21 protein-coding genes and 2 pseudogenes are annotated in these 23084 nt (G+C 58.7%); 22 read left to right on the top strand and 1 reads right to left on the bottom strand.

The genetic code is table 11. The features are described 5' to 3' along the window. Nucleotides 1-117: 117 nt before the first annotated feature. Entirely contained in the window at nt 118-603 is a 486-nt protein-coding gene (locus J2X53_RS21620) for an Lrp/AsnC family transcriptional regulator (protein WP_349039568.1), read from the bottom strand. Nucleotides 604-710: 107 nt separating this feature from the next. Between J2X53_RS21620 and J2X53_RS21615 the strand changes: the two genes are divergently transcribed. The 22 genes and pseudogenes from J2X53_RS21615 to J2X53_RS21510 all read left to right on the top strand — a co-directional run. Beyond that, nucleotides 711-995 carry a hypothetical protein gene (locus tag J2X53_RS21615; protein WP_349039567.1) on the top strand — a complete coding sequence of 95 codons (285 nt, stop codon included), beginning with the start codon at nt 711-713 and terminating at the stop codon, nt 993-995. Beyond that, entirely contained in the window at nt 992-2245 is a 1254-nt protein-coding gene (locus J2X53_RS21610; protein ID WP_349039566.1) for a thiamine pyrophosphate-dependent enzyme, read from the top strand. The genes J2X53_RS21615 and J2X53_RS21610 overlap by 4 nt, the downstream gene beginning before the upstream one ends. A gap of 2 nt (nt 2246-2247) precedes the next feature. After that, entirely contained in the window at nt 2248-3264 is a 1017-nt protein-coding gene (locus J2X53_RS21605; protein ID WP_349039565.1) for an alpha-ketoacid dehydrogenase subunit beta, read from the top strand. Then, the gene (locus J2X53_RS21600) at nt 3264-4517 is read left to right on the top strand and encodes a dihydrolipoamide acetyltransferase family protein (RefSeq protein WP_349039564.1); all 1254 of its coding nucleotides are present in this window, start codon (nt 3264-3266) and stop codon (nt 4515-4517) included. Before J2X53_RS21605 ends, J2X53_RS21600 begins: the two co-directional genes overlap by 1 nt. A gap of 1 nt (nt 4518) precedes the next feature. Next, on the top strand, nt 4519-5901 hold the full coding sequence (gene lpdA / locus J2X53_RS21595) for a dihydrolipoyl dehydrogenase (RefSeq protein WP_349039563.1): 1383 nt from the start codon (nt 4519-4521) through the stop codon (nt 5899-5901). 11 nt (nt 5902-5912) lie between these two features. Then, nucleotides 5913-7058: an acyl-CoA dehydrogenase family protein gene (locus J2X53_RS21590; RefSeq protein ID WP_349039562.1), complete on the top strand. Its 1146-nt coding sequence runs from the start codon at nt 5913-5915 to the stop codon at nt 7056-7058. Next, nucleotides 7055-8092: an enoyl-CoA hydratase/isomerase family protein gene (locus tag J2X53_RS21585; protein WP_349039561.1), complete on the top strand. Its 1038-nt coding sequence runs from the start codon at nt 7055-7057 to the stop codon at nt 8090-8092. Before J2X53_RS21590 ends, J2X53_RS21585 begins: the two co-directional genes overlap by 4 nt. Nucleotides 8093-8110: 18 nt before the next feature. Then, nucleotides 8111-8989, top strand: coding sequence for a 3-hydroxyisobutyrate dehydrogenase (gene mmsB / locus J2X53_RS21580; protein WP_349039560.1), 879 nt, complete (start codon nt 8111-8113; stop codon nt 8987-8989). Beyond that, nucleotides 8982-9758, top strand: coding sequence for an enoyl-CoA hydratase-related protein (locus J2X53_RS21575; protein WP_349039559.1), 777 nt, complete (start codon nt 8982-8984; stop codon nt 9756-9758). Before mmsB ends, J2X53_RS21575 begins: the two co-directional genes overlap by 8 nt. A 344-nt stretch (nt 9759-10102) precedes the next feature. Next, on the top strand, nt 10103-11407 hold the full coding sequence (locus tag J2X53_RS21570; RefSeq protein ID WP_349039558.1) for a transporter substrate-binding protein: 1305 nt from the start codon (nt 10103-10105) through the stop codon (nt 11405-11407). A 58-nt stretch (nt 11408-11465) separates the two neighbouring features. Beyond that, on the top strand, nt 11466-12320 hold the full coding sequence (locus J2X53_RS21565; protein ID WP_349039557.1) for a branched-chain amino acid ABC transporter permease: 855 nt from the start codon (nt 11466-11468) through the stop codon (nt 12318-12320). Then, the gene (locus J2X53_RS21560; protein WP_349039556.1) at nt 12320-13357 is read left to right on the top strand and encodes a branched-chain amino acid ABC transporter permease; all 1038 of its coding nucleotides are present in this window, start codon (nt 12320-12322) and stop codon (nt 13355-13357) included. The genes J2X53_RS21565 and J2X53_RS21560 overlap by 1 nt, the downstream gene beginning before the upstream one ends. Then, the gene (locus J2X53_RS21555; RefSeq protein WP_349039555.1) at nt 13347-14081 is read left to right on the top strand and encodes an ATP-binding cassette domain-containing protein; all 735 of its coding nucleotides are present in this window, start codon (nt 13347-13349) and stop codon (nt 14079-14081) included. The genes J2X53_RS21560 and J2X53_RS21555 overlap by 11 nt, the downstream gene beginning before the upstream one ends. After that, complete coding sequence (locus J2X53_RS21550) at nt 14074-14763, top strand: ABC transporter ATP-binding protein (RefSeq protein ID WP_349039554.1); 690 nt, start codon at nt 14074-14076, stop codon at nt 14761-14763. Before J2X53_RS21555 ends, J2X53_RS21550 begins: the two co-directional genes overlap by 8 nt. 695 nt (nt 14764-15458) lie before the next feature. After that, the gene (locus J2X53_RS21545; protein ID WP_349039553.1) at nt 15459-16403 is read left to right on the top strand and encodes a helix-turn-helix domain-containing protein; all 945 of its coding nucleotides are present in this window, start codon (nt 15459-15461) and stop codon (nt 16401-16403) included. A gap of 120 nt (nt 16404-16523) precedes the next feature. Continuing rightward, complete coding sequence (locus J2X53_RS21540; RefSeq protein WP_349039552.1) at nt 16524-18080, top strand: amidase; 1557 nt, start codon at nt 16524-16526, stop codon at nt 18078-18080. Between the two features lie 196 nt (nt 18081-18276). Continuing rightward, nucleotides 18277-19650, top strand: a complete 1374-nt coding sequence (locus tag J2X53_RS21535; protein WP_349039551.1) for an FAD-linked oxidase C-terminal domain-containing protein — start codon at nt 18277-18279, stop codon at nt 19648-19650. A gap of 376 nt (nt 19651-20026) precedes the next feature. Further along, nucleotides 20027-20170 (top strand): annotated as a pseudogene (locus J2X53_RS21530) (transposase); the annotation flags it as partial. Nucleotides 20171-20254: 84 nt separating this feature from the next. After that, a complete protein-coding gene (locus J2X53_RS21525) occupies nt 20255-20674 on the top strand; it encodes a transposase (RefSeq protein WP_349039550.1) in 420 nt (139 codons plus the stop codon). Further along, entirely contained in the window at nt 20671-21024 is a 354-nt protein-coding gene (gene tnpB, locus J2X53_RS21520) for an IS66 family insertion sequence element accessory protein TnpB (RefSeq protein WP_349039549.1), read from the top strand. Before J2X53_RS21525 ends, tnpB begins: the two co-directional genes overlap by 4 nt. Nucleotides 21025-21078: 54 nt before the next feature. Further along, nucleotides 21079-22647 carry an IS66 family transposase gene (locus J2X53_RS21515; RefSeq protein WP_349039548.1) on the top strand — a complete coding sequence of 523 codons (1569 nt, stop codon included), beginning with the start codon at nt 21079-21081 and terminating at the stop codon, nt 22645-22647. 25 nt (nt 22648-22672) lie between these two features. Further along, a pseudogene (locus tag J2X53_RS21510) lies at nt 22673-22995 on the top strand (IS5/IS1182 family transposase); the annotation flags it as partial. Nucleotides 22996-23084 lie beyond the last annotated feature (89 nt).

Genomic DNA, 23084 nt, shown 5'->3' with positions numbered 1-23084 from the left:
AAACCTTGATGTCCATCAGATGCTCCTCTCTCCACCTATGTTCGCCACAGTAGCAGCGGTTTGGTGGGAAGGCAGTTCATCCCATTAGCTCAGACCTGATTGTTCTGCCTGAGTTAGCTACCCGAAGATCGGAACACTGCCCTCTTTGATGCAGCGCAATGCGAAACTAGAGCGGGAGTGGCGGATGCCGGGCACTAGATAAAGCCGTTTGCGCAGGAACTCTTCATAGCCTCGGGTACCGTTCACTGCGACCTTGATTATATAATCGTATTCCCCAGTGACCAGCCACACCTCGATCACTTCAGGCATATCGGCCATAGCTTTGCCGAAGGTTTCAAGGACCGCGTCATCATGGCGATCCAACGTCACTTCGATCAGCACCGTTTCACCCACGCCCAACATCTCGCGATCAAGAACAGTGGTGTAGCCACGGATGAACCCATCCAATTCAAGACGGCGCGTACGTTGCCAGCAAGGGCTGGCCGAAAGCCCTACCTTTTCGGCCAGCTGGCTGTTCGTAAGCCGACCTTCGCGGGTCAGGGCAAGAAGGATCTTGCGATCAATAGCATCCAATGTCCTGCCAGATGATTGTTCTTTGTTCATTGATTTTTCCAAAAGATACTTTGGCATAATGCACAAAAATCAAGTTAATAGAAAGGAAATTTTGCCAATAATCCGGTAAACCTATCGAGAGCCAAGGGAGGATTGCTATGCATTTTGTGACATTCCATACCCCCTCCCCGCTGTCTGATCTTCAGCGCGCGCTTGATGAGCTGGCCCGATCGGGTTTTGACCTAAGCGGACTGGTTGTGAAGGCGTCTGCCAGAGACCCCGATACGATGGCCTATGTACGAATCGACTTTGCTGGCTCGAGTACCGTGTCGCCCGACAGCTACGTGCGGCGTCTGGGGCGCATGCCCGAAATTGTGAACCTGCTCGCCGGTGCGATACAGATCATGCCGTGCCGCGACCTGAGCGAAAGATCACCAAGATGACGACACTGCACGCCCCAGTTAGGGAACCACTGGCCCTCCGCTTTGAAACACCAAGCGTGCGTCCGGGCGACTCGCCGGATTTCAAGGCGTTTCAAAAACCTGTCGCAGGCGAGATCTGGCGGCCAGATGTAGATACGCCGGCCGAAGAAATACGCGATCTGGCTTTCGGGATGATACGTGTCCTGGACGATGATGGGAGTGCCGTTGGTCCTTGGGCCAATGAGGTAGGCCTCAATCACGCCGAGTTGCTGCGCGGGCTGCGCCACATGCTGCTGCTGCGCGCCTACGACGGGCGGATGTTGCTTGCGCAGCGTCAACAGAAGACTTCCTTTTACATGCAACATCTGGGCGAAGAGGCCGTCTCTTGCGGGTTTCAGCGCGCAATGTTGCCAGGGGATATGAACTTTCCCACCTATCGACAGGCCGGGCTCCTGATGGCCTCGGGCTATCCCTTGAAATCCATGATATGCCAAGTCTTTGGCAATGACGGCGATACAGTACGCGGACGTCAGCTTCCAGTTTTCTATTCGTCCAAGGAACATGGGTTCTTTTCGATTTCCGGAAATCTGGGCACCCAGTATATTCAGGCGGTCGGTTGGGCGATGGGCTCTGCAATCGCGGGCGACAGCAAGATCGCAGCAGCCTGGATCGGGGACGGATCGACCGCAGAAAGCGACTTTCATGCCGCCATGGTGTTCGCTTCAAGCTATCGCGCACCGGTGATCTTGAATATCGTCAACAATCAATGGGCGATTTCAACCTTTCAGGGTGTGGCCCGCGGTGGCTCCGGTACATTTGCCGCGCGCGGGCATGGGTTTGGCATTCCGGCCCTGCGCGTTGATGGCAACGACTATCTGGCCGTCGTCGCAGTGGCTAAATGGGCGGCTGAGCGCGCGCGCAGAAATTTTGGCCCGACGCTGATCGAATACGTCACCTATCGCGCTGCGGGTCATTCCACCTCGGATGATCCATCGGCCTATCGTCCGACCGATGAAGGATCGTGCTGGCCTCTGGGCGATCCTGTTTCGCGCCTGAAGCAGCATTTGATTCACCTGGGCGTGTGGTCCGAAGAGCGTCATAGCCAGGCTGAGGCCGAGGCCCTGGCCGAAGTGATTGAGGCCCAGAAGGAAGCAGAAGCGATCGGGACGCTGCATTCGGGCAAACGCCCCAGCCCTGCCGAAATGTTCGACGACGTCTATGCCGAGATGCCTGCTCATCTGCGGCGCCAACGCCAGCAAGCGGGTTTCTGATTATGGCCACCATGACAATGATCGAAGCCATCCGCGATGCGCTGGATGTTGCGATAACCGAAGACCAACGTGTTGTCGTGTTTGGCGAGGACGTTGGCTATTTTGGAGGGGTGTTCCGCTGCACTGCCGGTCTGCAAAAGAAACACGGCGTTGCGCGATGCTTCGATACGCCGATCTCGGAGCTTGGAATCGTAGGGGCCGCCGTTGGCATGGCGTCTTACGGGCTGCGGCCTGTGGTCGAGATCCAGTTCGCGGATTATATGTATCCTGCCTATGATCAACTTGTCTCCGAGGCGGCGCGCCTGAGATATCGCACGGCGGGTGAGTTTACCTGCCCGATGGTGGTCCGGATGCCCACCGGTGGAGGCATTTTCGGCGCCCAGACTCACAGTCAAAGTCCCGAGGCGCTCTTCACCCATGTCACCGGTTTGAAGACAGTGGTGCCATCGAACCCGCAGGATGCCAAAGGTCTGCTACTCTCTGCGATTGCCGATCCTGACCCGGTGATTTTTCTCGAACCTAAGCGTCTTTATAATGGCCCCTTCGACGGCCATCACGAACGCCCGGTTTCACCCTGGCGCAATCATCCCTTGGGCGAGGTGCCTTCCGGCCATTACCTTATTCCGCTCGGCCAGGCTGCGGTTCGGCGTGTTGGGTCAAGGCTGACGATTCTGACCTATGGGACAATGGTGCATGTGGCTTTGACGGCCGTGTCTGAGGCCGGGATTGATGCCGAGGTGATAGATCTTCGCACGCTTTTGCCACTGGATCTGGAGACCATTGTTACTTCCGTCAAGAAAACCGGACGCTGCGTTGTCTTGCATGAAGCTACCCTGACCTCGGGATTTGGCGCGGAGCTGGCTGCTTTGGTGCAGGCTGAATGCTTCTGGCACCTCCATGCCCCGGTAGAACGTGTGGCTGGCTGGGACACGCCCTATCCCCATACCAATGAATGGGACTATTTTCCCGGTCCGGCCCGGGTTGCCGCGGCGTGTCAGCGCGTGATGGAGGTGCAATGATGGGCATTCATATTATCCGCGTGCCAGATATTGGCGAAGGCATCGCGGAAACCGAAATCGCGGAATGGCTTGTCATTCCCGGGGATCTGGTGGCCGAGGATCAACCGATTGTCGCGGTGATGACCGACAAGGCGACGGTGGAGGTTCCCTCTCCGGTGGCGGGCCGCGTCATCGCCTGCGGCGCTGCGGTGGGGGATACCATCGCCGTCGGTGCAGAGCTGATCCGGCTAGAGGTGGAGGGGGCGGGCAATCTACGTGACGTCCCGCCGGAACCTGAACAGCAAGCGCCAGTAGTGCCTGCCGTTGTCGCCGAGCCAAGCGTTCCGAAACCGGAAGTTTCCCAGGCTGATCAGCCAAAACCGACAGGTCAAGGTGCAAAGCCCACGCCCGGTGCCGTCCTTGCGGCCCCTTCGGTTCGCGCATTTGCGCGGGAGCTTGGCGTAGATTTGCGCCTGGTCGGCGGGACGGGCCCGCAGGGCCGCATCCTGCGCTCGGATGTCGAAGGGTTCAATCCCTTGGCGGCCGCTCCCGCCGGTTTGAGGCCCAATACCCAGATTGACGAAATCAAGCTGATCGGTTTGCGCAAGCGGATTTCGCAACGCATGGAGGAAGCGAACCGCATCCCCCATATCACCATCGTGGAAGAGATTGACGCGACCGCGGTGGAGGGCCTGCGCCAAAGCCTTAACCTGCGGGCCAAATCTGCGAAGGATGCCGTCAAGCTGACGCTGCTGCCCTTTGTTACCCGGGCGATTGTCTGCGCGGTGGCCGAGCAGCCAGCGATGAATGCCCACCACGACGACGCCGCAGGCATCCTGAGAAAATTTGGTGGCGTCCATATTGGTATCGCGGCACAGACCCCGGGGGGGCTGGTCGTGCCGGTTCTGCGCCACGCCGAAGCGCTTGGCCTGCGCTCCACCGCCGCAGAAATCGCGCGCTTGGCGGAAGCTGCGCGCGAGGGGCGCGCCCTGCGGGAGGAACTTTCGGGATCCACCATCACCATCACCTCGCTCGGGGCGCTTGGAGCCATTGCGACGACGCCGATTTTGAATGTGCCGGAGGTGGCGATTGTCGGGGTGAACCGAATGTCCACGCGACCGTTCTGGAATGGGTCGGGCTTTGAGCCGCGTAAGATGATGAATATCTCCTGCAGTTTCGACCATCGGGTGATCGACGGTTGGGATGCGGCGGTCTTTGTTCAGCGGCTGAAAGAGCTACTGGAAACTCCTGCACTTTTGTTCGTCGAGGCCTGATATGAACGAGATCAGCTGCAAACTGCTTGTTGTAGGGGGTGGCCCCGGGGGCTACGTCTGCGCGATCCGTGCCGGTCAACTGGGTATTGATACGGTCCTCGTCGAAGAAGAGGCACTTGGCGGGACTTGTCTTACAGTGGGTTGCATCCCGTCAAAAGCTCTGATTCATGTGGCAGAGGAATTCCACCGCATTGCGCAGGCCGCCCGGAATCCGGTGGCAGGTGTGCGCAGCCTTGGAGCCCGCTTCGACTTGTCCGAGGCGATGACGTGGAAAGACGGAATCGTCAGCCAGTTGTCCTCCGGCGTGGGCGCCTTGTTGCGCAAGGCAAAGGTCAGGGTAATCAAGGGTCGTGGCACCTTTCGCGATGGCAAGACCCTCGTCGTCGCCACGCCAGACGGCGAACAATTTATTCGGGCCGAAACGGTCGTCATAGCTACCGGGTCAGAGCCGGTTGAACTTCCGAGCCTGCCTTTCGGCGGCCCGGTGCTGTCCTCCACTGCCGCTTTGTCTCTGGATGCTCTCCCAGCGACCTTGGCGGTGGTGGGGGGCGGCTACATCGGCTTGGAATTGGGCATGGCCTTCGCCAAGCTGGGCACGACTGTAACCATTGTCGAGGCCGGACCGCGCATTCTGCCCGCATGGGATGAGGATCTGACCATGCCGGTTTTACAGAATCTGCGCCGACTCGGTATTGCGGTAATGTTTAACGCAAAGGCCGAAGGTTACGCAGATGGCATTCTCTCCGTCGCGCAGGCAGGTTCGATCGAAGAGGTCGCGTCTGAGCGTGTTCTGGTCACTGTCGGGCGACGGCCGCGCAGTCGGATGGCGGGGATTGCAGATCTTGATCTGGCGATGGACGGCAACTTTTTGCACATTGATGCGCGATGCCACACCTCAATGTCCGGTGTGTTTGCAATTGGTGATGTGACGGGCGAGCCGATGTTGGCCCATCGTGCGATGGCACAGGGCGAAATGGTGGCCGAGATCGTGGCGGGGCACCGGAGACACTGGGATCACCGAGCCATGCCCGCGGTTTGCTTCACTGACCCGGAGGTGGTCTCGGTGGGGCTCTTGCCAGACCAGGCCGCCGCGCGGGGCGCCACGACAACGGCCAGCTTCCCCTTTGCCGCCAATGGAAAATCCCTGTCGGACCACCGCGCCGAAGGTTTCGTCCGGGTGATCTCTGACGCGGAGGGCCGAGAAATTCTGGGGATTCAGGCCGTAGGGTCCGGCGTCGCCGAATTTGCGGGTGAATTTGCTCTTGCGCTCGAAATGGGTGCCACCTTGCAAGACATCGCCGCGACAATCCATGCCCACCCAACGCGCGGTGAGGCCTTTCATGAAGCAAGTCTGCGGGCGCTCGGGCGGGCCTTGCATCTTTAGGGAGACAGACAATGGATTTTTCTCTGTCAGAAGAGCAGCAGGCGATCTTCGACATGGCACGGGATGTCGGCATCAGCCAGATTGCGCCCCATGCACGCGCCTGGGAAGATGCCGGAACCATCCCCCGCAGCCTCTGGAGCGAACTTGCAGCCCTCGGGCTTGGTGGCATCTATGTCAGTGAGCGCTATGGGGGTTCTGGCCTTTCGCGCCTTGACGCGACTTTGGCATTCGAAGCCTTGGCTATGGCATGTCCTTCGGTTGCCGCTCTCTTGTCGATACACAACATGTGTGCAGCCATGATCGACAAGTTTGGGACAGACGAAACGAAATCACGGCTCTTGCCGGCAGTCTGCCGAATGGACCTGTTTATGTCTTATTGCCTCACAGAGCCTGGTGCAGGGTCAGACGCGGCCGCTTTGCGCACCCGTGCGGTGCGTGACGAGACCGGTTGGCGGCTTACCGGCACAAAGGCCTTCATTTCGGGGGGGGGATATTCCGATGCCTATATCGTCATGGCGCGGACCAGCGACGAGGGCGCGCGCGGAATCTCGGCCTTTGTTATCGAGGCAGACGTCCAAGGCCTGAGCTTTGGTGCGCTGGAATCCAAGATGGGCTGGCGCGCTCAACCAACCCGCGCGGTACAGATGGACGATGTTCCAGTTGCCGAGGTGGACCTGCTTGGCGAGATTGGCCGCGGCTTTGGCTATGCTATGTCAGGGCTGGACGGGGGGCGCCTGAACATTGCGGCCACCGCTCTGGGCGGCGCTCAGGCGGCCTTTGATGCAACGCTGCGCTACATGGGTGAACGCAGGGCCTTTGGAAAAAAACTCAGTGAATTTCAGAGCTTGCAGTTTCGCCTTGCCGATATGGAAGTCAAATTGCAGTCGGCACGACTCTTCTTGCGCCAGGCAGCCTGGAAACTGGACACTGACGCTCCTGATGCGAGCCGGCAGTGCGCGATGGCCAAGCTGTTCGTCACTGATGCGGCCTTCGCCGTCGCCAACGACTGCCTGCAGCTGCATGGTGGCTACGGCTATCTGTCCGATTATGGCATTGAAAAGATTGTTCGTGATCTGCGGGTACACCAGATCCTTGAAGGCACCAACGAGATCATGCGGGTCATTATCTCCCGGGGTTTGCTGGGAGGCAATACATGAGCCCCCCTGAGATTATTGCCTGTCTTCGGGGGCAAGTCGGCCATTTGACCCTGAACCGCCCTGCGGCGCTCAATGCCCTTACTCGGGGAATGATCAGCGAACTGACGCTTGCCTTGCAGGGATGGCGCACGGACCCTTCGGTCCGCCTGATTGTGATAGACGCTGCGGGGCCGAAGGCGTTTTGCGCCGGAGGCGATATTTCCGCAATCTATGCGCAGGGTCGTTCGGGCGCTTACCAAGAGATCGAGACTTTTTGGCGCGAAGAATACCGCCTGAATGATCTGATCGCCAACTATCCCAAACCGGTTGTCTCCTTCATTCACGGATTTTGCCTTGGTGGCGGTGTTGGCATTGCCTGTCATGCCAGCCACCGCGTTGTGGGCGAAACTGCGCAGCTGGCCATGCCGGAATGCGGTATCGGCTTTATTCCGGATGTGGGGGGAACCTGGCTGTTAAGCTGTGCACCCGAGGGGATCGGCACTTGGCTTGCCCTTACCGGAGCAAGGGCTGCTGCGGCCGACGCGATCACAGCGGGCTTTGCCGATCTCCACATACCCGAGGCTCGCTGGCCGGAGGTTAAGTCCAGCCTTGAGGCAACAGGCGACATCAGCCTTCTGACGCAGTTTGCCGTAGCTCTACCTGCAAATGCACATTCCTTGTTCGACGCGAATCTCTGTTCGATTTTCGCTCAGGACGATCTTGTTGCCTTGGTTCAGATGCTCGGCTCTGAAGGCACTCCGGCGGCCACAAGAGCTCTTGATGCGATCAGAGCAGCGTCGCCCCTTGCTCTGGCCACCGCGTTTGAAGCGCTGCGCCGCATGAAGCAGGGCGGTGATCTGCGTGACGCGTTGAGGCTTGAGTACCGCGCGGGTTGCAGGTTCTTGCGTGCCGGAGACTTTCTGGAAGGTATTCGCGCCCGCCTGATCGAACGCGGCAGCGTCCCGAAGTGGCGGCATTCTTGTGTCGAAGATGTCGAAACAGAGCTGGCAGCGGCGATGCTGGCACCTCTCGAGGCCACAGATCTGACGTTTTGATCTCAACAGGAGGACGCTATGCGTATCGCTTTCATCGGTCTTGGCAATATGGGCGGACCAATGGCTGCCAATCTGGCTGCTGTCGGACACGACGTGTCGGGGTTTGATCTGACCGCGCCAATGCCCAGTGGCGTCGTCAAGGCAGAGTCGGTTGCTCAGGCGTGCAAGAACGCCGCCGTGATTATAACGATGCTACCCAATGGCAAAATTTTGCGCAGTGTCGCTGCGGAAGCCATCCCTGCGGCGGATAAGGGCGCGGTGTTCTGTGACTGCTCGACAGTTGATGTGGCAAGCGCGCGTGCCGTCGCAAGCCAGGCAGAAGCGGCGGGTCTTTTGGCGATGGATGCTCCGGTTTCGGGTGGCGTTACGGGAGCGCAGTCGGGCAAGCTCACGTTTATGATCGGCGGGACGGATGCCGCTTTTTCTATCGTCCTGCCCTTGTTCGACATTATGGGGCAGAAGGCCGTTCACTGCGGCGGTTCCGGAGCCGGGCAGGCAGCGAAGATCTGCAACAACATGATCCTCGGCGTGACGATGATCGCAACCTGCGAGGCAATCGCTCTGGCCGATAAACTGGGGTTGGATCGGCAAAAGCTGTTCGATGTAGTCTCGACGTCATCTGGGTACAGCTGGTCGATGAACGCCTATTGTCCTGCGCCGGGCGTCGGGCCAGTTTCGCCTGCCGACCATGGCTACAAACCTGGCTTTGCTGCAGACTTGATGCTGAAAGACTTGCGCCTTTCCCAGCAAGCAGCCGCAGAGGCAGACGCCGATACGCCGATGGGGCATCTTGCCACCGAGCTATATGGCCAATTCGTCGAGCAAGAGGATGGCCGGGGCCGTGACTTTTCGGCGATGTTGCCACGCTTTGAATCCAGAGGGCATATTGATGGCTGAGTTTGAGACTGTCCTGACAGAAACACATGGGCGTGTGCGGCTGATTACCTTGAACCGACCGCAGGCGCTGAACGCGCTGAGCCGTAAGGTCGGTCGCGATGTGATCGCTGCCGCGACTGAGGCAGAGCTCGATCCCGCGATCGGCTGTCTGGTTATCACCGGCTCGGCCAAGACATTTGCCGCCGGCGCAGACATAAAGGAAATGCAACCGCAGAGTTTTCTTTCGATGCAGGCGCAGGATTGGTTCGCGGAATGGGAACAGTTCACCGCACTGCGAAAACCCATCATCGCTGCTGTGGCAGGATATGCCATCGGCGGCGGATGCGAGTTGGCAATGATGTGCGACTTTATCCTTGCTGCCGAAAATGCAAGGTTCGGGCAGCCGGAAATTAAACTGGGGCTGATGCCCGGCATGGGCGGAAGTCAGCGGTTGACCCGCCTGATCGGTGGGCCCAAGGCAATGGAGATGTGCCTAACAGGGCGGATGATGGATGCAGCGGAAGCTGAACGCCTGGGACTTGTGGCACGGGTGGTCAGCAACGAAAGCCTGTTGGACGAGGCGTTGAAGACCGCAGGGCTTATTTCCGAGATGTCGCTTCCTGCAGTTCTGTCCATCAAGGACGCCATTCGTCGGGCCTCCGATATGGCATTGGCCGACGGTGTCCGCTACGAACGCCGCCTCTTCCACGCGCTGTTTGCGACTGAAGACCAGAAAGAAGGCACTGCCGCGTTCATGGAAAAGCGCGTTCCAATCTTTCACAATAGATAGTCGGGCAGGTCATCAGCCTGCCTGAATCACACCGGTAGCTATCGCGCCGTCTGGCAAGAGGTTGGCATAGGGGCAATATGTTGGTTCCCTCGATTGCGCGCCAATACTTGGGCGTCTTGCGTGGGCGGAGAAGCAGGCTGGCTTCCATGACGGCGCCGACAGCTTCGATGGAAATCTTCTGCCATGTGGTTCACACCTTGGTATCTCTGGGTCTTTATTGCTCGAGCTGCGCCTCAATGGCGGTGCCCGATAAACTGGCAGTTTGGGCCGGGTAGGACTGCCAGATTCGGTGCAATAAGGGGGGGGGCGGACCATGATGGCCTCCATCGTCAAGTGGATTGGCAATGTCGATCAAGCAATGTCCCGGCAATAGATGGACCATCCCCTGGAAAAACAAACAACAGGGATTCGATGTCATGAACAGAAGAAGCTTTCTTCGGACGGCAAGCGGCGCGCTGGCATTCGCCTCGGGCGCTGGACTCCTCGCAAAGGCCGGTCTTGCTGAGGAACCTGCGATCAAGATCGCCAACATTCTGGATGCAACGGGCGGACTGAATGTCTACTCGTTGAAACAGATAAAGGCCACGGCGATGGCGGTCGACGACATCAACGCCGCAGGCGGGTTGCTTGGACGACCGGTCGAAGTGATGTTCTATGACAGCCAGTCAAATAACCAATTGAACTCGCAGTATACCACGCAGGCGCTTTTGCGTGATAAAGCAGACGTGGTTTTAGGTGGGATTACCAGCGCTTCGCGCGAAGTGATGCGTCCAATCGTACAGAAGTTCAAAGGCTTCTACATTTACAATTCGCTCTATGAGGGCGGCGTTTGTGACTTTCGCTTTATGTGCCCGGGGCTTGTTCCCGACCAGCAGGTGCAGCCGTTGATCGAATACGTTGTCGGTGAAAAGGGGTTGAAGCGCGCCTATATTCTGGCTGCCGATTATAATTACGGGCAGCTCACCGCGAAATGGATGCAAAAGTTTATCCGTGGGCTGGGTGCCGAGGACGTAGCGGTGGAATTTTTCCCCTTGGATGTCAGCAACTTTGCACCAGTCCTTGCCCGCATTCAGGACGTTAAGCCCGATGTGGTTTTGTCGGCACTTGTCGGGGATGCGCACATGTCCTTCTATCGCCAGTATGAGACGTCAATCGGCAAGAAAAGTATTCCGATTGCCTCGACGACATATGGCTTGGGCCGCGAAAACGCGGTGCTTTCCCCCGACGAGAACGAAGGTCTGATCGTTGCAACCTCGTTCTTCGATGATTTGGGGACACCTGCCGCAAGTGATTTTGTGTCTCGTTTCAAGGCGTTCTCGGGAGAGGATGACTATGTGGGCGAATATGCAGAGTATGGATATCGCGGGATGATGCTTTGGGCTGAAGCGGTTCGCAAAGCCGGCAGCGTTGCGGCCGACGCAGTCGCAGCCGCTGTGGGAGGCGTGTCCTATCAGGGTGCAGGCGGGCTCTACACGGTTGATCCGCAAACGCATCACCTGACAATGGATGTCCATATAGCAAGTGGCAACCGATCGGGGTCTTTCGACGTGATCAAATCGTTCTCGCAGCGCGCACCAACCGATTTGCAGGCAGTTTGCAATCTGATCGAGAACCCCACTGATACCACCCAATACGAACCGTCTCTGTGAAACGATGCGGGGCGCAATTTTGCGCCCCGCATCTTCGGAAGGCTAGGAGGCCTGATCAGTGATCACGACCTACATCTATCTCATTGCCTATGCTGTGGCCCTGCTGGCCCTGATCAGTCTGGGCCTGTCCGTGATCTTTGGCATGATGAAAGTCATCAACCTTGCGCATGGCGAATTCATGATGCTTGGCGCCTATGCCTGCGTCTACTGTTCGTCGCTTGGTCTGCCGTTCTGGGCAAGTCTGATCGTGGCAACCCTGGCTGTGGGCTGCTTTGGGCTTGTGGTTGAGCGGCTGTTGATCCGCCATCTTTACGGGCGCATCGTTGATACATTGCTGGCAACATGGGGACTTTCGCTATTGTTGATAGGCGTTTCAACCGCCGTTTTCGGTCCGCAGGCGCGCAGCATGCCGGGCATTCCGGGCACCGTTGCCATCGGGGGTACGACGATGTCGGTCTACAGCTTTGTCCTGATCGGGGTAACCATTCTGATGATGCTGGTGACCTGGCTGATTGCCACCCGCACCAAGGTGGGACTCGTCGTGCGCGGCACGATGCAGCGGCCTGACATAGCCGGTGCGCTTGGGATCAATACCAACCTGGTCTACATGGGAACGTTCGGATTTGGTGCCGCTGCGGCGGGCCTTGCTGGTGCAATGCTGGCGCCGCTGACCGGGGCGACTCCGCTGATGGGTGCGGCTTTCGTTTCAAAGGCATTTATCAACGTCATCGTTGCGGGCGGCCTGCCCTTGATCGGCACCTCTTTGGCCTCTGCGATGTTCGGCACAGTCGACGCAGTTATCTCATATCTCGCAAGTTCGGTTGCGGGCGAGGTTGCTGTTCTTGTCTTTGCTGTCGTCTTGCTGCGCATGCTGCCTCAGGGCATCACCGGACGGTTTCGGAGGGGCTTTTGATGATTTATCCTGTTGGTGGTAGCTTCTTGCGCCCTGGCGCGCCCTGGTGGTCTGCTATCGTTCTGGCTTTTGTCCTGCTCGTTCTGGCGCCACGCGGCCTAGACTTGGCTTTGCAATACGATCTGACCTCAATCTTTATCTGCGGTATCCTGGCCCTGTCCATGAGCTTTCTCTGGGGTGGTGTCGGCATCCTGAGTTTCGGGCAAACAATCTTTTTCGGGCTTGGGGGCTATGGCTATACCATCCTCGTCATGAATACTGATGCCAGCCTGATGTCGCTGGTGTTGGGGGTTCTGGTCGGTGGGGGAATGGCCGCGGTCTTGGGCTATTTCATGATCTACGGGCGCATCAACGACATCTATCTCAGCGTCGTCACATTGGTCGTCACTTTGATCTTTGAAAAGATGGTGCGCGCCACCTCAGGGCCTGAATATGTGATCGGTTCGGTCCGGCTGAACGGGCAGAACGGCATTCCCGGCATTCCGGGTCTGCAACTTCCTTTCCTCACGGAACCACTGTCGATTGAGGGTGTGTTCTGGTTTGCGGGTGGAGCGCTGCTTTTGACCTATTGCGGGTTGCGCTTGCTGATGGCAACCCGCTTCGGCCGTATTCTTGTCGGTATTCGCGAGAATGAACAGCGGATGGAGTTGCTTGGGTATGACACGCGCCGCTATCGTCTGATCACGTTCATCATTTCGGGCGGTGTCGCAGCCTTTGCGGGTGGTCTCTTTGCCGTATGGGGATCGTTCGTCGGCCCCGAGATGTTCAACCTGAGTCAGGCGTCCCTCATCGTGATCTGGGTCATCGTCGGAGGCCGCACGACCCTGATTGGCCCAATCATCGGCGCGGCTTTGATACAGTATCTGACAAAATGGCTGGGAACGGTTGGGGTCGGTCAAGTTTCGACTGTGATGGGGGCAATCCTGATTGTCTTTGTCCTTCTGTTCCCTCGTGGATTGGTTCCCACTTTGGGCGATCTGCTGTCACGGTTGCGACTGGCCCAAGTAGCTCAAAGGAGCCTTAAAGATGCCAAATGAACCTGTGGTCTCAACCCACGGGCTGACAAAGATGTTCGGTGGGGTGAAGGCCGTTGGCGGAGTCAATTTCAGCCTTCAGCAAGGAGAGTTGCGATGCCTTATCGGCCCAAACGGGGCCGGAAAGTCGACGTTCTTCAAGCTCCTGACCGGCCAGATCAAAGCCACTGGTGGCGAAATACGCATGTTTGGCAAATTCAGCCACACGCTGACCTCTCATCAAATCGCGGCAAAGGGCGTCGGCATCAAGAACCAGATACCGGATGTGATGAACGGCTTGACCGCGCGCGAAAATATCTGGCTTGCCGCCTCGCGGCTCGCACTGGGCGCTCAGGCCAACGGGTTGGTGGACGAAATTGCCGATCGACTGAAGCTTGGCGATGTTTTGCCAAAACTGGTCGGCACTCTGGCTCATGGCCAGAGGCAATGGGTTGAAATTGCAATGGTTCTTGCATCTCGCCCGCAGCTTATCCTGCTGGACGAACCCGCTGCCGGCATGAGTGACGAGGAAACCGAAGCCACGGCTGCTTTGCTTCGGGAAGTGAACGCCGATACCACGATCATAGTCGTCGAACACGACATGGAGTTCATTCGCGCGATTGCACGGAGGGTCACGGTGTTCCATCAAGGGACGATCCTGATGGAGGACGATTTTGATATCGTGATGCGCGACCAGCGGGTGCGCGACGTCTACCTGGGCCGCGCGGCAGGAGAGCGTCATGTTTGAGTTCCAGTCGTTGCATTCAGGATATGGCGATATCCAGATTCTGAGGGGGCTTGACCTGACAGTCCGCGAAAACGAATTCGTCAGTATCTATGGTCATAACGGCATGGGAAAGACCACGCTGCTGAAGACGCTGATCGGATTGCTGCCGTGCTCTGCCGGGCACATCAAGCTTAGAGGGCAAGATATCACCAAGCGACCGCCGCATTCCCGCGCTAAATCGGGTATCGGCTATGTTCCGCAAGGGCGTGGCGTCTTTCCGGCATTGTCGGTTCTGGACAATCTGCGTTTCGCTGCCACCGCAGTAGGACGAAGTGGCCAAGCCGGGCTGGACGGCGTGTTGGCAGACTTCCCGCGACTCAAAGCATATCTTGACCGCCCTGCCGGTGCGCTGAGCGGCGGCGAGCAACAGCTCCTTGCCTTGGCGCGTGCTCTGATCCAGAAGCCGTCAATTCTGCTTTTGGATGAGCCTACTGATGGCATTCAACCTTCGATCATCGAAGAAATCACCGACAAACTCCTGCAGATTAGAGCGCGGGAAAGGCTCACTGTACTCCTTGTTGAGCAGAACGTTGATTTTGTCCGGGCGCTTTCTGATCAGATCGTGACCATGCGCAAAGGTCAGTTCGTTGACCGCCAGACCCCGGCAGAGTTCTTTGCATCGGCTGAGGCGGCGATGTTCTGACGCTTGCAGCTTTAGCTTTGCCGCTTTCGGTGGCCTGGGGGGAGCCTTCGCAAAAGTGGCCTGAAAACACCTGGTCGTCACCAGATGCGATGCGGCTCAAGGAAATGAACGAGTTACATTTGGATGTTATGGGTCAGTGCCCCGTCAAAGGCTGTTTCGGCAGCCTTTCATGGCTTGCCATTGACCGCTTGCGGCGTGGCACCCAATCGCTGCACCGCACGGGGCCCGCGAAGGGGGAACATCTGGCGGGACAATGCGAGGAACATCTGCCGAGTGCCGAAGCGAGTGGCGCGCGCTATCTGACCCACCGCTTGTTGACAGGCTTGATCTGGGTCTGCGGAAGAAAGCCTGCCGCTTAACTTGGCATGGCTCTTCTTGTTCACGCCCTCAGATCGAGGGCGTAGCGAAAGCCTGTGTTGCAACAGCGCTGTCGAAACGTAGGGCAAGGAACACCAGCCGCGGATCGCGGGAAAGTTCCGCGCAATGCGCGGCAAACCTGCCGGTGCGCGCGCCATGCGACCGGAAAACGCGCTTTGCAAGGTGAATGAAGATTATGGTGCTTTCCGACATGGAAGTCCAGTTCGTCTGCTATTCCCTCGGGAGGTGCGTCCCTGCCCCAATAGAGTCTGCTAGAGCAACCAAAAAGCTCGGAATAATGTTAGACGACTCGGCCGTTTTCGTCATACAATTGTTTCATGGATCTCCTATTCGACACCACAACTGTCCTGCCAAAGGAACGCTTTGATTTTTGGCATGAGAATGTCTGCAAAGCCTATTCGCGCGCGGACGCGCGAGTTGAGAACGATTTTGCGGATTCAGGCAATTGCCGATTGAACATCGTTGGCCTGGGATCGGTGCTTGTCGGTCACTTGCAAGCTCCGCAGCATCATTGGATACGGACGCGGTCGCATATTTCCCAAGATGACAACGAAATCTATATGATCAGTTTTGCGAAAAATGGCCGTGCAGAGCTCGATCAGTTTGGCAGACGTGCGCTGCATGAGCAGGGCGAGATTGTGATTTACGACTCTTCGGCTCCCTTCGCCTATGATCTGGATGCGTCTATCTATATTCTCAAGGTGCCAAAGCGCCTGCTGGAAGCCCGTTTGCCGCGGGCCCGAGAGCTTATGGCCGTGCGGTTTGGTGCCGACCAGCCGCTTTGTGCCATGCTGGGAAGCATGATGGTTCACGCGAGCGAGCTGGATGAAGAAGTGCGGTCAGATCAGGCGATTGGCGGCAGACTTGCCAATTCAATGATAGATGTTCTTGCGTCGATGTGTGACATCCTGCGTGACACGGATCCTCACGTCATTGACACCGCACGTTTGGAGAAGGTCATGCGCTTTGTCCGGGCGAACCTCGGCGATGCTGACTTGACCCCGGAAGACATTGCTTCTGTTGCAGCCATGTCCGTTCGAAGCTTGAACAGAGCCTTTGGCGCACTTGGCACGACGCCTATGAAGTGGGTGTGGAATGAGCGTTTGGCCAGCAGTCGAAATGCCTTGTCTTCGGGACATGTCCGTTCCGTGACCGAGGCTGCCTTCGCCCACGGGTATAAAGACGTCGCGCATTTCAGCCGCAGTTTCAAGAAGCTCTATGGAATAACGCCCCGAAGAGTACAGGCGCAGTTCACCCGATAAGGACTGGCAGTCAGGGGCAAAAAAACTGACTGTCAGGGGCAAGCACATTCTCCCGCTCTAGCTCTAAGGTCAGGCAATACCTAGCCCGAATGGGCGTGCCTGACGATATGGGAGAGCCTTATGCCTACCGGTCCAAATTACCCCACTCTTGACATTGTTGCGGCACTTGCGAAAGCTGAAGGCTTTATGTTGGATGACGCCACGCTCGCAAGTTTCCACAAGATGGTAAGCGGCAGCATCGCGGCGTGTCGCCAGCTGGAGCGGTTTGAAGAACTGCGCCCAGAGGTGAAATACCCCCGGACCACCGGGAACCGGCCTACAGCCGAAGAAAACCCGTTCAACGGTTGGATGTGGAAGTGCGATATCAAAGGTGCCGACACGGGTGTTCTGTCGGGTTATAGGGTTGGCATCAAGGACACAGTTGCAATGGCCGGTTTGCCCATGCGTAACGGTTCCCATATGCTTGAAGGCTTTACGCCCAGCATTGATGCTACGATTGTGACCCGCATTCTGGATGCCGGGGGCCATATCATCGGGCGCACGACCTGCGAGGATCTTAGTTTTTCGGGCGCCGGATACACCTCTGCCATGGGGGCCGCCAAGAACCCTGCTAACCCCGGGCGCAACACCGGCGGCTCTTCCAGCGGCAGCGGTGTGGTCCTGGCGGCAGGCGATGCGGATGTGGCCATCGGCGGCGATCAGGGCGGCTCGATTCGTTTGCCCGCCTCGTGGTGCGGGGTGCAGGGGCTAAAGCCGACCTATGGGCTGGTGCCTTATACGGGAATTGCGGCCATCGAAATGACGATTGACCACGTCGGTCCAATGGCGCGTGACTCCGAGGGTGTGGCGCGAATGCTTCAGGCAATTGCGGGTCATGATCCGCTGGATTCGCGGCAGCGCGGCATTGTCAAACCTGGGCAGAGCTTCGACTTCGTCTCCAAGCTTCAGGACGGCATCAAGGGTAAGCGCATTGCGATCTTGAAAGAAGGTTTCTCGCAGGACGGCAAGGATATTGGTGTGCCCGCAGCCGATCCGGCGGTGGATGCAAAGGTGCGCGCAGCCATTGAGGGCCTGCGGCAGCTGGGCGCAGAGGTCGAAGAAGTTTCGGTTCCGATGCACATGGACGCCTACTACATCTGGAGCGTCATCGCGACGCAGGGCGTCAATGACCTCATGTTGAAGGGGGCCGGGAACGGCAGCAACTTCATGGGGTGGTATGATACGGCCCTGGGCGAAGCGCTGACACGCGGGTTGGCTGCACGACCGAATGATCTACCTCCTGCCGCGATGTACATCATTCTTGCCAGCGAATATCTGAACAAGACCCACGGTCGTCGGTATTACTGGAAGGCGCAGAACCAGCGGCATCTTGTTTCGCAAGCTTATGAAAAGGTTTTTGAAACCTTTGACATGATCGCCATGCCGACGACGCCCTTCGTCGCGACAAAGCAGATGGAACGGGACGCGCCGGTTCTGGAATTTGTAGCAAACAGCCTTGATATGCTGCGCAACACCTGCGTCGCCGATTTGACGGGCCATCCCTCGATGTCGATCCCCTGTGGCAACGTCGACGGCTTGCCGGTGGGGCTGATGCTGACGAGCCGCCACATGGAAGACATGACGCTTTTGCAAGCGGCGCGCGCCTTTGAAACTCTGGGCGACTGGAAATCACTTTAAGCCAGTCAAATTTGCGAAGGCACCGCCGTGCCCTTCGCAAACCGCAAGCGCCTGACAGGCCCGATCGCGTTCATCCTCGCTCATTGGGCCAATCACATCGGTGTTGAACCCGAGATGAACTTGGATGTCATGGGATGCTGCGCGCGCCAAGTTCATCAAGATCGCGTAACGTAATCTCAAATCTAGGCGAAAAACTATGCTCTGTGCCGCTGCCTTGACCGATCTAACTGCTCTCTTCGGCGCGCGGTTGTCGACAGCCAATGCCGTGTTGCAACAGCACGCTCAAGGCGAGAGCCATATCAAGGCATCCGCGCCCTGGGCTGTGGTTTTTCCGGAAACGACTGAAGAGGTGGCTCGACTGGGGGCGCTCTCCGCGCGATATGGCTTTCCGCTCATAGGTTGGGGGGCGGGAACATCGCTTGAGGGGCAAGCGCTTGCCACTCAGGGCGGGGTGACGGTGGATTTTACGCGGATGGATCGGGTGCTTTCAGTTTCTCCCGAAGACATGCTGTGCGTGGTTCAGCCAGGTATCACCCGCGAGCGGCTGAACGAGGAGTTGCGAGCGACGGGGCTTTTCTTTCCTGTCGATCCGGGGGCCAATGCCAGTATCGGTGGCATGGCGGCGACCCGCGCCTCCGGTACTGCGGCAGTTCGCTATGGCACGATGCGCAACAACGTGCTGGGGCTGGAGGTGGTGCTGGCCGACGGAGGCGTGATCCGCACAGGAACCTCGGCGCCAAAGTCAGCTGCCGGGTATGATCTGACCGCATTGATGGTGGGATCCGAGGGCACGCTTGGGCTGATTACTGAACTGACGCTCAGGCTGACCGGGCAACCTGAGGCAGTTTCATCAGCAACCTGCGCCTTTCCCAGCATAACCGAGGCCGTCGACTGTGTGATCGCGACGATCCAGACCGGCATCCCGATGGCACGGATAGAGTTTCTCGATGAGATGACGGTTGCGGCCTGCAACGCCTTCTCTGGCACTCAGCTGCCACTGCGCGCCCATTTGCTGGTTGAGTTTCACGGCAGCCCGGCCGGAGTTGCCGAGCAGGCGGAACGGTTCGGCGAAATTGCCGCTCAATTTGGATCCGAGGCCTTTCAATGGGCCAGCGCCCGGGAAGACCGCAGCCGTCTGTGGAAAATGCGCCACGATGCCTATCGGGCAATTCTGGCATCGCGTCCCGGCTGCACTGCGCTGGTGACCGACCTCTGCGTGCCGATCTCGGCGCTGGCCGAGGCGGTGGAGGAAACGCGCGCAGATATCGCCGCCTCGCCCCTGCCGGGGCCGATACTCGGACATGTAGGCGACGGGAACTTTCATGCCATTCTTCTGATAAACGAAGGTGATGCAACTGAAAGCGAAGCGGCCAAGGCTTTGGCCACCCGGATGGCCGAGCGCGCCTTGCGCTTAGGCGGCACCATCACAGGCGAGCATGGCATCGGCTTTGGCAAACGACAGCTGATGGCAGCCGAGCACGGTGCCGCATGGCAGGTCATGGGTACGGTAAAGCTTGCGCTGGACCCCGACAACAGAATGAACCCGGGAAAGCTTGTCCCGTCACTGTAAAAGATACATCTTTCAGAAGATAAAATCGCTTCGCCCAGTCCCGGGGCAAGTTCAAAGCCATTGAATCTGACGCGACGCTGAAGGTTCGCAAACACGGGTTCAGGGGCGCGTTGCATGAAGAGTTTCGGTGCCAAATCAGCACCAAGCTCATGGCAGTTGGTATGGGGGTGATGGTTAGGCGCATGGATTTTCCTAACGTGCGCCGTTCGTCCCCTTTGGAGTAACTTTTCAACCAGCGCCAACCTGAATACAGTTGCCGGCAAACCCGGCGCGGTTCACCCCCTTTCGCGGGACAGACTCTAGGCTCAAGACCCATTGATCTGCTTGAGGCTGCCGTCGCTGCGTGATTCAAGACCCTGAACTGTCGGGGGGCATGATGAGCAATCTATTCTGGTTGACGGACGAGCAGATGGAGCGGTTGAGACCGTTCTTTCCGAAGAGCCATGGCAAGCCGCGAGTGGATGACCGGCGCGTGATAAGCGGGATAATCTTCATCAATCGCAATGGCTTGAGGTGGTGCGTAAGCGGTGCGCCAGCCCCGTGGTTTCGGCTTGATGTGACTTCGGGCATGCCGTCCTGCAACTGAGTTTGCGGGAGGCTTGCCGTGGAGCACCAAAACGAGCACCGGATGGAGGTGCGTGGGTGGAAGAGAGTATCCAGGATCGAGGTCCTTGATGGTCTGACCGGGCGGCGGCGATGGCCGGATGATCTCAAGGCGCGGATTGTTGCCGAGAGTTTTCAACCCGGCGCGCGGGTCTGCGATGTTGCGGCGAAGTATGGGTTGATTGCCCGGCACCTTTCGGGATGGCGCGGTCAGGCGCATAAAAGAGAACTGGTGGTGCCGATCGATGTGGCCCCGGCATTCGTTCCGCTGGTGGTCGAGCCATTGGCTGATGCTGCTGCCGCGTCGGCCGACACGGGCGTGATCAGGGTCGAGATTTGTGGCGCAGTTTTGCATGTGTCGCCGGACTGCAGCCCGAAGCGCGCGGCGGCCCTGGTGGCGGCGCTGACGAAGGTGCTGTGATCTTTCCGGATCAGGCCGTCAGGATCGTGATCGCGACCAAGCCGGTAGACTTTCGCAAAGGGCACGATGGTCTGGCGGCCATGGCGCATGCCGATCTGGGCTTTGCGCCAAAGGCGGGGGTGATGGTTGTGTTCAGGTCAAAGCGTGGCGACAGGATCAAGGTTCTGTTCTGGGACGGCAGTGGGATCGTGATGATCTACAAGCGGCTGGAACAGGGCGGCTTTGCCTGGCCTAAGGTCGGCGACGGGGTCATGCGGCTGTCGCGGGTGCAGTTCGAGGCGCTGTTTGCAGGGCTTGACTGGCGCCGCATCCATGCGCCCAGACCGACGCATCCCACCGCGACAGAATGACTCGGATCGCCTTGTAAATATGGGCAATCGTGGGGGCATGCGGTATAAATCGCCATGTCTGCACCCGCAGATCTCCCCTTTGATCTGGACAGCCTTCCGCCCGCCGTGCGTGAGGCGTTTGCAGCGATGCAAGCCAAGGTCGCCGGGCTGGAAGCCCAAACCGAACGACAGGATTACCTTATCGCCGAGTTGCGCCATGCGCTTTATGGCAAGCGGTCCGAGCAACTGCCCCCCGACGAGCGCCAGATGGCCTTTGAAGATCTGGAAGCGGCCGTCGCGGAAGCCGAGGCCGCGCGGGAGGCACTGGTCGAACGTAATGCCGATGGCAAAACCAGACGCCCGCCAGCCAAGCGCAACCTTGGCCATCTGCCAGATCACCTACCGCGCATCGAGCAGGTGATCGAACCCGCGCAGAAGATATGTCCCTGCGGCTGCACCGACATGGTGAAGATCGGCGAAGACCGTGCCGAACGGCTCGACATCGTTCCCGCCCGCTTCCAGGTGATCGTCACAGTCCGCCCACGCTATGCTTGCCGCCGTTGCGATGGAGGCATCATTCAGGCCGACACACCGAACTGGCTGATCGAAGGCGGGTTGCCGACCGAGGGCACGCTCGCCCATGTCGCCGTCTCCAAATATGCCGATCATCTGCCACTTTACCGCCAGTGCCAGATCTATGGCAGGGGCGGCGTGGAGTTGGAGCGGTCAACCTTGGCAAACTGGTGTGGCGTGTCAGCCTACCATCTGGCCCCGGTCGTTGACCGGATGCTGGTCCACCTCAAACGGTCAGGCCGTCTCTTCATGGACGAGACCCGTGCGCCGGTCCTCGATCCCAAGGCGGGCAAGACCAAAACCGGCTACCTCTGGGCCGTCACACGCGATGATCGCGGATGGGGCGGCGGCGATCCGCCCGCGGTCGTCTTCACCTATGCGCCCGGGCGCCATGGCCACCATGCAATGGACATCCTGACAGGCTTCGAGGGCATCCTGCAGGTCGACGGTTACACTGGCTACGATGCCTTGACCGAACCAAAGCGCGTGGGTGGCACGCCGCTGACGCTGGCCTATTGCTGGGCCCATTCCCGGCGCAAGCTGCATGACATCTATCAAAAGGACGGCTCCGAGATCGCCGCCGAAGGCCTGCGCCGCATCGCCCAGATCTACAAGGTCGAAGCCACCGTCCGGGGCCGCTCACCCGAGGAGCGCCTCGCCGCTCGCCAAGCGCAATCCGCGCCGCTGATTGCCGACTTCCGCCTTTGGCTGACCCAACAGCGCAGCCGGATCTCCGCCAAATCCCGCCTTGGCGAGAAGCTCGGCTACATCCACCGCCACTGGGATGGCCTGAAAATCTTCCTGACCGATGGCCGCGTGGAGATGGACACCAACCCGGTCGAAAACACCATCAGACCCATAACCCTCAATCGCAAGAACGCGCTGTTCGCCGGTCATGACGAAGGCGGCCGAACCTGGGCGGGCATGGCATCGCTCATTGAGACCTGCAAGCTGAACGCCGTCGATCCCTACGCCTACCTGCGCGAAACATTGACCGCCATCGCTAACGGCCACCCCGCGTCGCGCATCGACGACCTCATGCCTTGGGAATTCCAGAAACCGTCAATCTGAAAGATCGACGGGGTTCACGCACCGCTTACGGTGGTGCGATGCGCCGCGTGAGTATGGCCCGCCGAAGACGCTTTACAATAGATGGAAGCGGTGGGGTGACATGGGGGTTTTCGCCAGGATGATGGAGGGGCTGGCCTCGAAAGGCACCGAGCAGAAGACCATCATGATCGACGCGACCTACCTGAAAGCGCATCGCACGGCTTCGAGCCTGCGGGCAAAAAAGGGGGGCCTGACGACCAGCGCGGGCGCTTGATCGGGCGGACCAAGGGCGGGTTGAACACCAAACTGCACGCCGTCACGGACGCCAAGGGTCGTCCACTGAAGTTCTTCATGACCGCAGGTCAAGTCAGATGGAGTGGTTGCCGCCCTCCCTAGACGGCATCGCAATGTGCCAAGGTCGTGGTGTTCAACGCCACGCGCAGAGGAGGACGGCGAGA

Origin of the sequence: Pseudotabrizicola sp. 4114, assembly GCF_031457365.1 — a bacterium.
Lineage (GTDB): Bacteria > Pseudomonadota > Alphaproteobacteria > Rhodobacterales > Rhodobacteraceae > Pseudotabrizicola.
Note: the sequence above shows the minus strand (reverse complement) of the source record. Positions and strands in the feature narration are given on the sequence as shown.

Excerpts from the sequence above, each read along its gene's own strand:
- J2X53_RS21620 (WP_349039568.1), bottom strand. The coding sequence starts at position 603 with ATGAACAAAGAACAATCATCTGGCAGGACATTGGATGCTATTGATCGC.
- J2X53_RS21615 (WP_349039567.1), top strand. The coding sequence starts at position 711 with ATGCATTTTGTGACATTCCATACCCCCTCCCCGCTGTCTGATCTTCAG.
- J2X53_RS21610 (WP_349039566.1), top strand. The coding sequence starts at position 992 with ATGACGACACTGCACGCCCCAGTTAGGGAACCACTGGCCCTCCGCTTT.
- J2X53_RS21605 (WP_349039565.1), top strand. The coding sequence starts at position 2,248 with ATGGCCACCATGACAATGATCGAAGCCATCCGCGATGCGCTGGATGTT.
- J2X53_RS21600 (WP_349039564.1), top strand. The coding sequence starts at position 3,264 with ATGGGCATTCATATTATCCGCGTGCCAGATATTGGCGAAGGCATCGCG.
- lpdA (WP_349039563.1), top strand. The coding sequence starts at position 4,519 with ATGAACGAGATCAGCTGCAAACTGCTTGTTGTAGGGGGTGGCCCCGGG.
- J2X53_RS21590 (WP_349039562.1), top strand. The coding sequence starts at position 5,913 with ATGGATTTTTCTCTGTCAGAAGAGCAGCAGGCGATCTTCGACATGGCA.
- J2X53_RS21585 (WP_349039561.1), top strand. The coding sequence starts at position 7,055 with ATGAGCCCCCCTGAGATTATTGCCTGTCTTCGGGGGCAAGTCGGCCAT.
- mmsB (WP_349039560.1), top strand. The coding sequence starts at position 8,111 with ATGCGTATCGCTTTCATCGGTCTTGGCAATATGGGCGGACCAATGGCT.
- J2X53_RS21575 (WP_349039559.1), top strand. The coding sequence starts at position 8,982 with ATGGCTGAGTTTGAGACTGTCCTGACAGAAACACATGGGCGTGTGCGG.
- J2X53_RS21570 (WP_349039558.1), top strand. The coding sequence starts at position 10,103 with ATGTCGATCAAGCAATGTCCCGGCAATAGATGGACCATCCCCTGGAAA.
- J2X53_RS21560 (WP_349039556.1), top strand. The coding sequence starts at position 12,320 with ATGATTTATCCTGTTGGTGGTAGCTTCTTGCGCCCTGGCGCGCCCTGG.
- J2X53_RS21555 (WP_349039555.1), top strand. The coding sequence starts at position 13,347 with ATGCCAAATGAACCTGTGGTCTCAACCCACGGGCTGACAAAGATGTTC.
- J2X53_RS21550 (WP_349039554.1), top strand. The coding sequence starts at position 14,074 with ATGTTTGAGTTCCAGTCGTTGCATTCAGGATATGGCGATATCCAGATT.
- J2X53_RS21545 (WP_349039553.1), top strand. The coding sequence starts at position 15,459 with ATGGATCTCCTATTCGACACCACAACTGTCCTGCCAAAGGAACGCTTT.
- J2X53_RS21540 (WP_349039552.1), top strand. The coding sequence starts at position 16,524 with ATGCCTACCGGTCCAAATTACCCCACTCTTGACATTGTTGCGGCACTT.
- J2X53_RS21535 (WP_349039551.1), top strand. The coding sequence starts at position 18,277 with ATGCTCTGTGCCGCTGCCTTGACCGATCTAACTGCTCTCTTCGGCGCG.
- J2X53_RS21515 (WP_349039548.1), top strand. The coding sequence starts at position 21,079 with ATGTCTGCACCCGCAGATCTCCCCTTTGATCTGGACAGCCTTCCGCCC.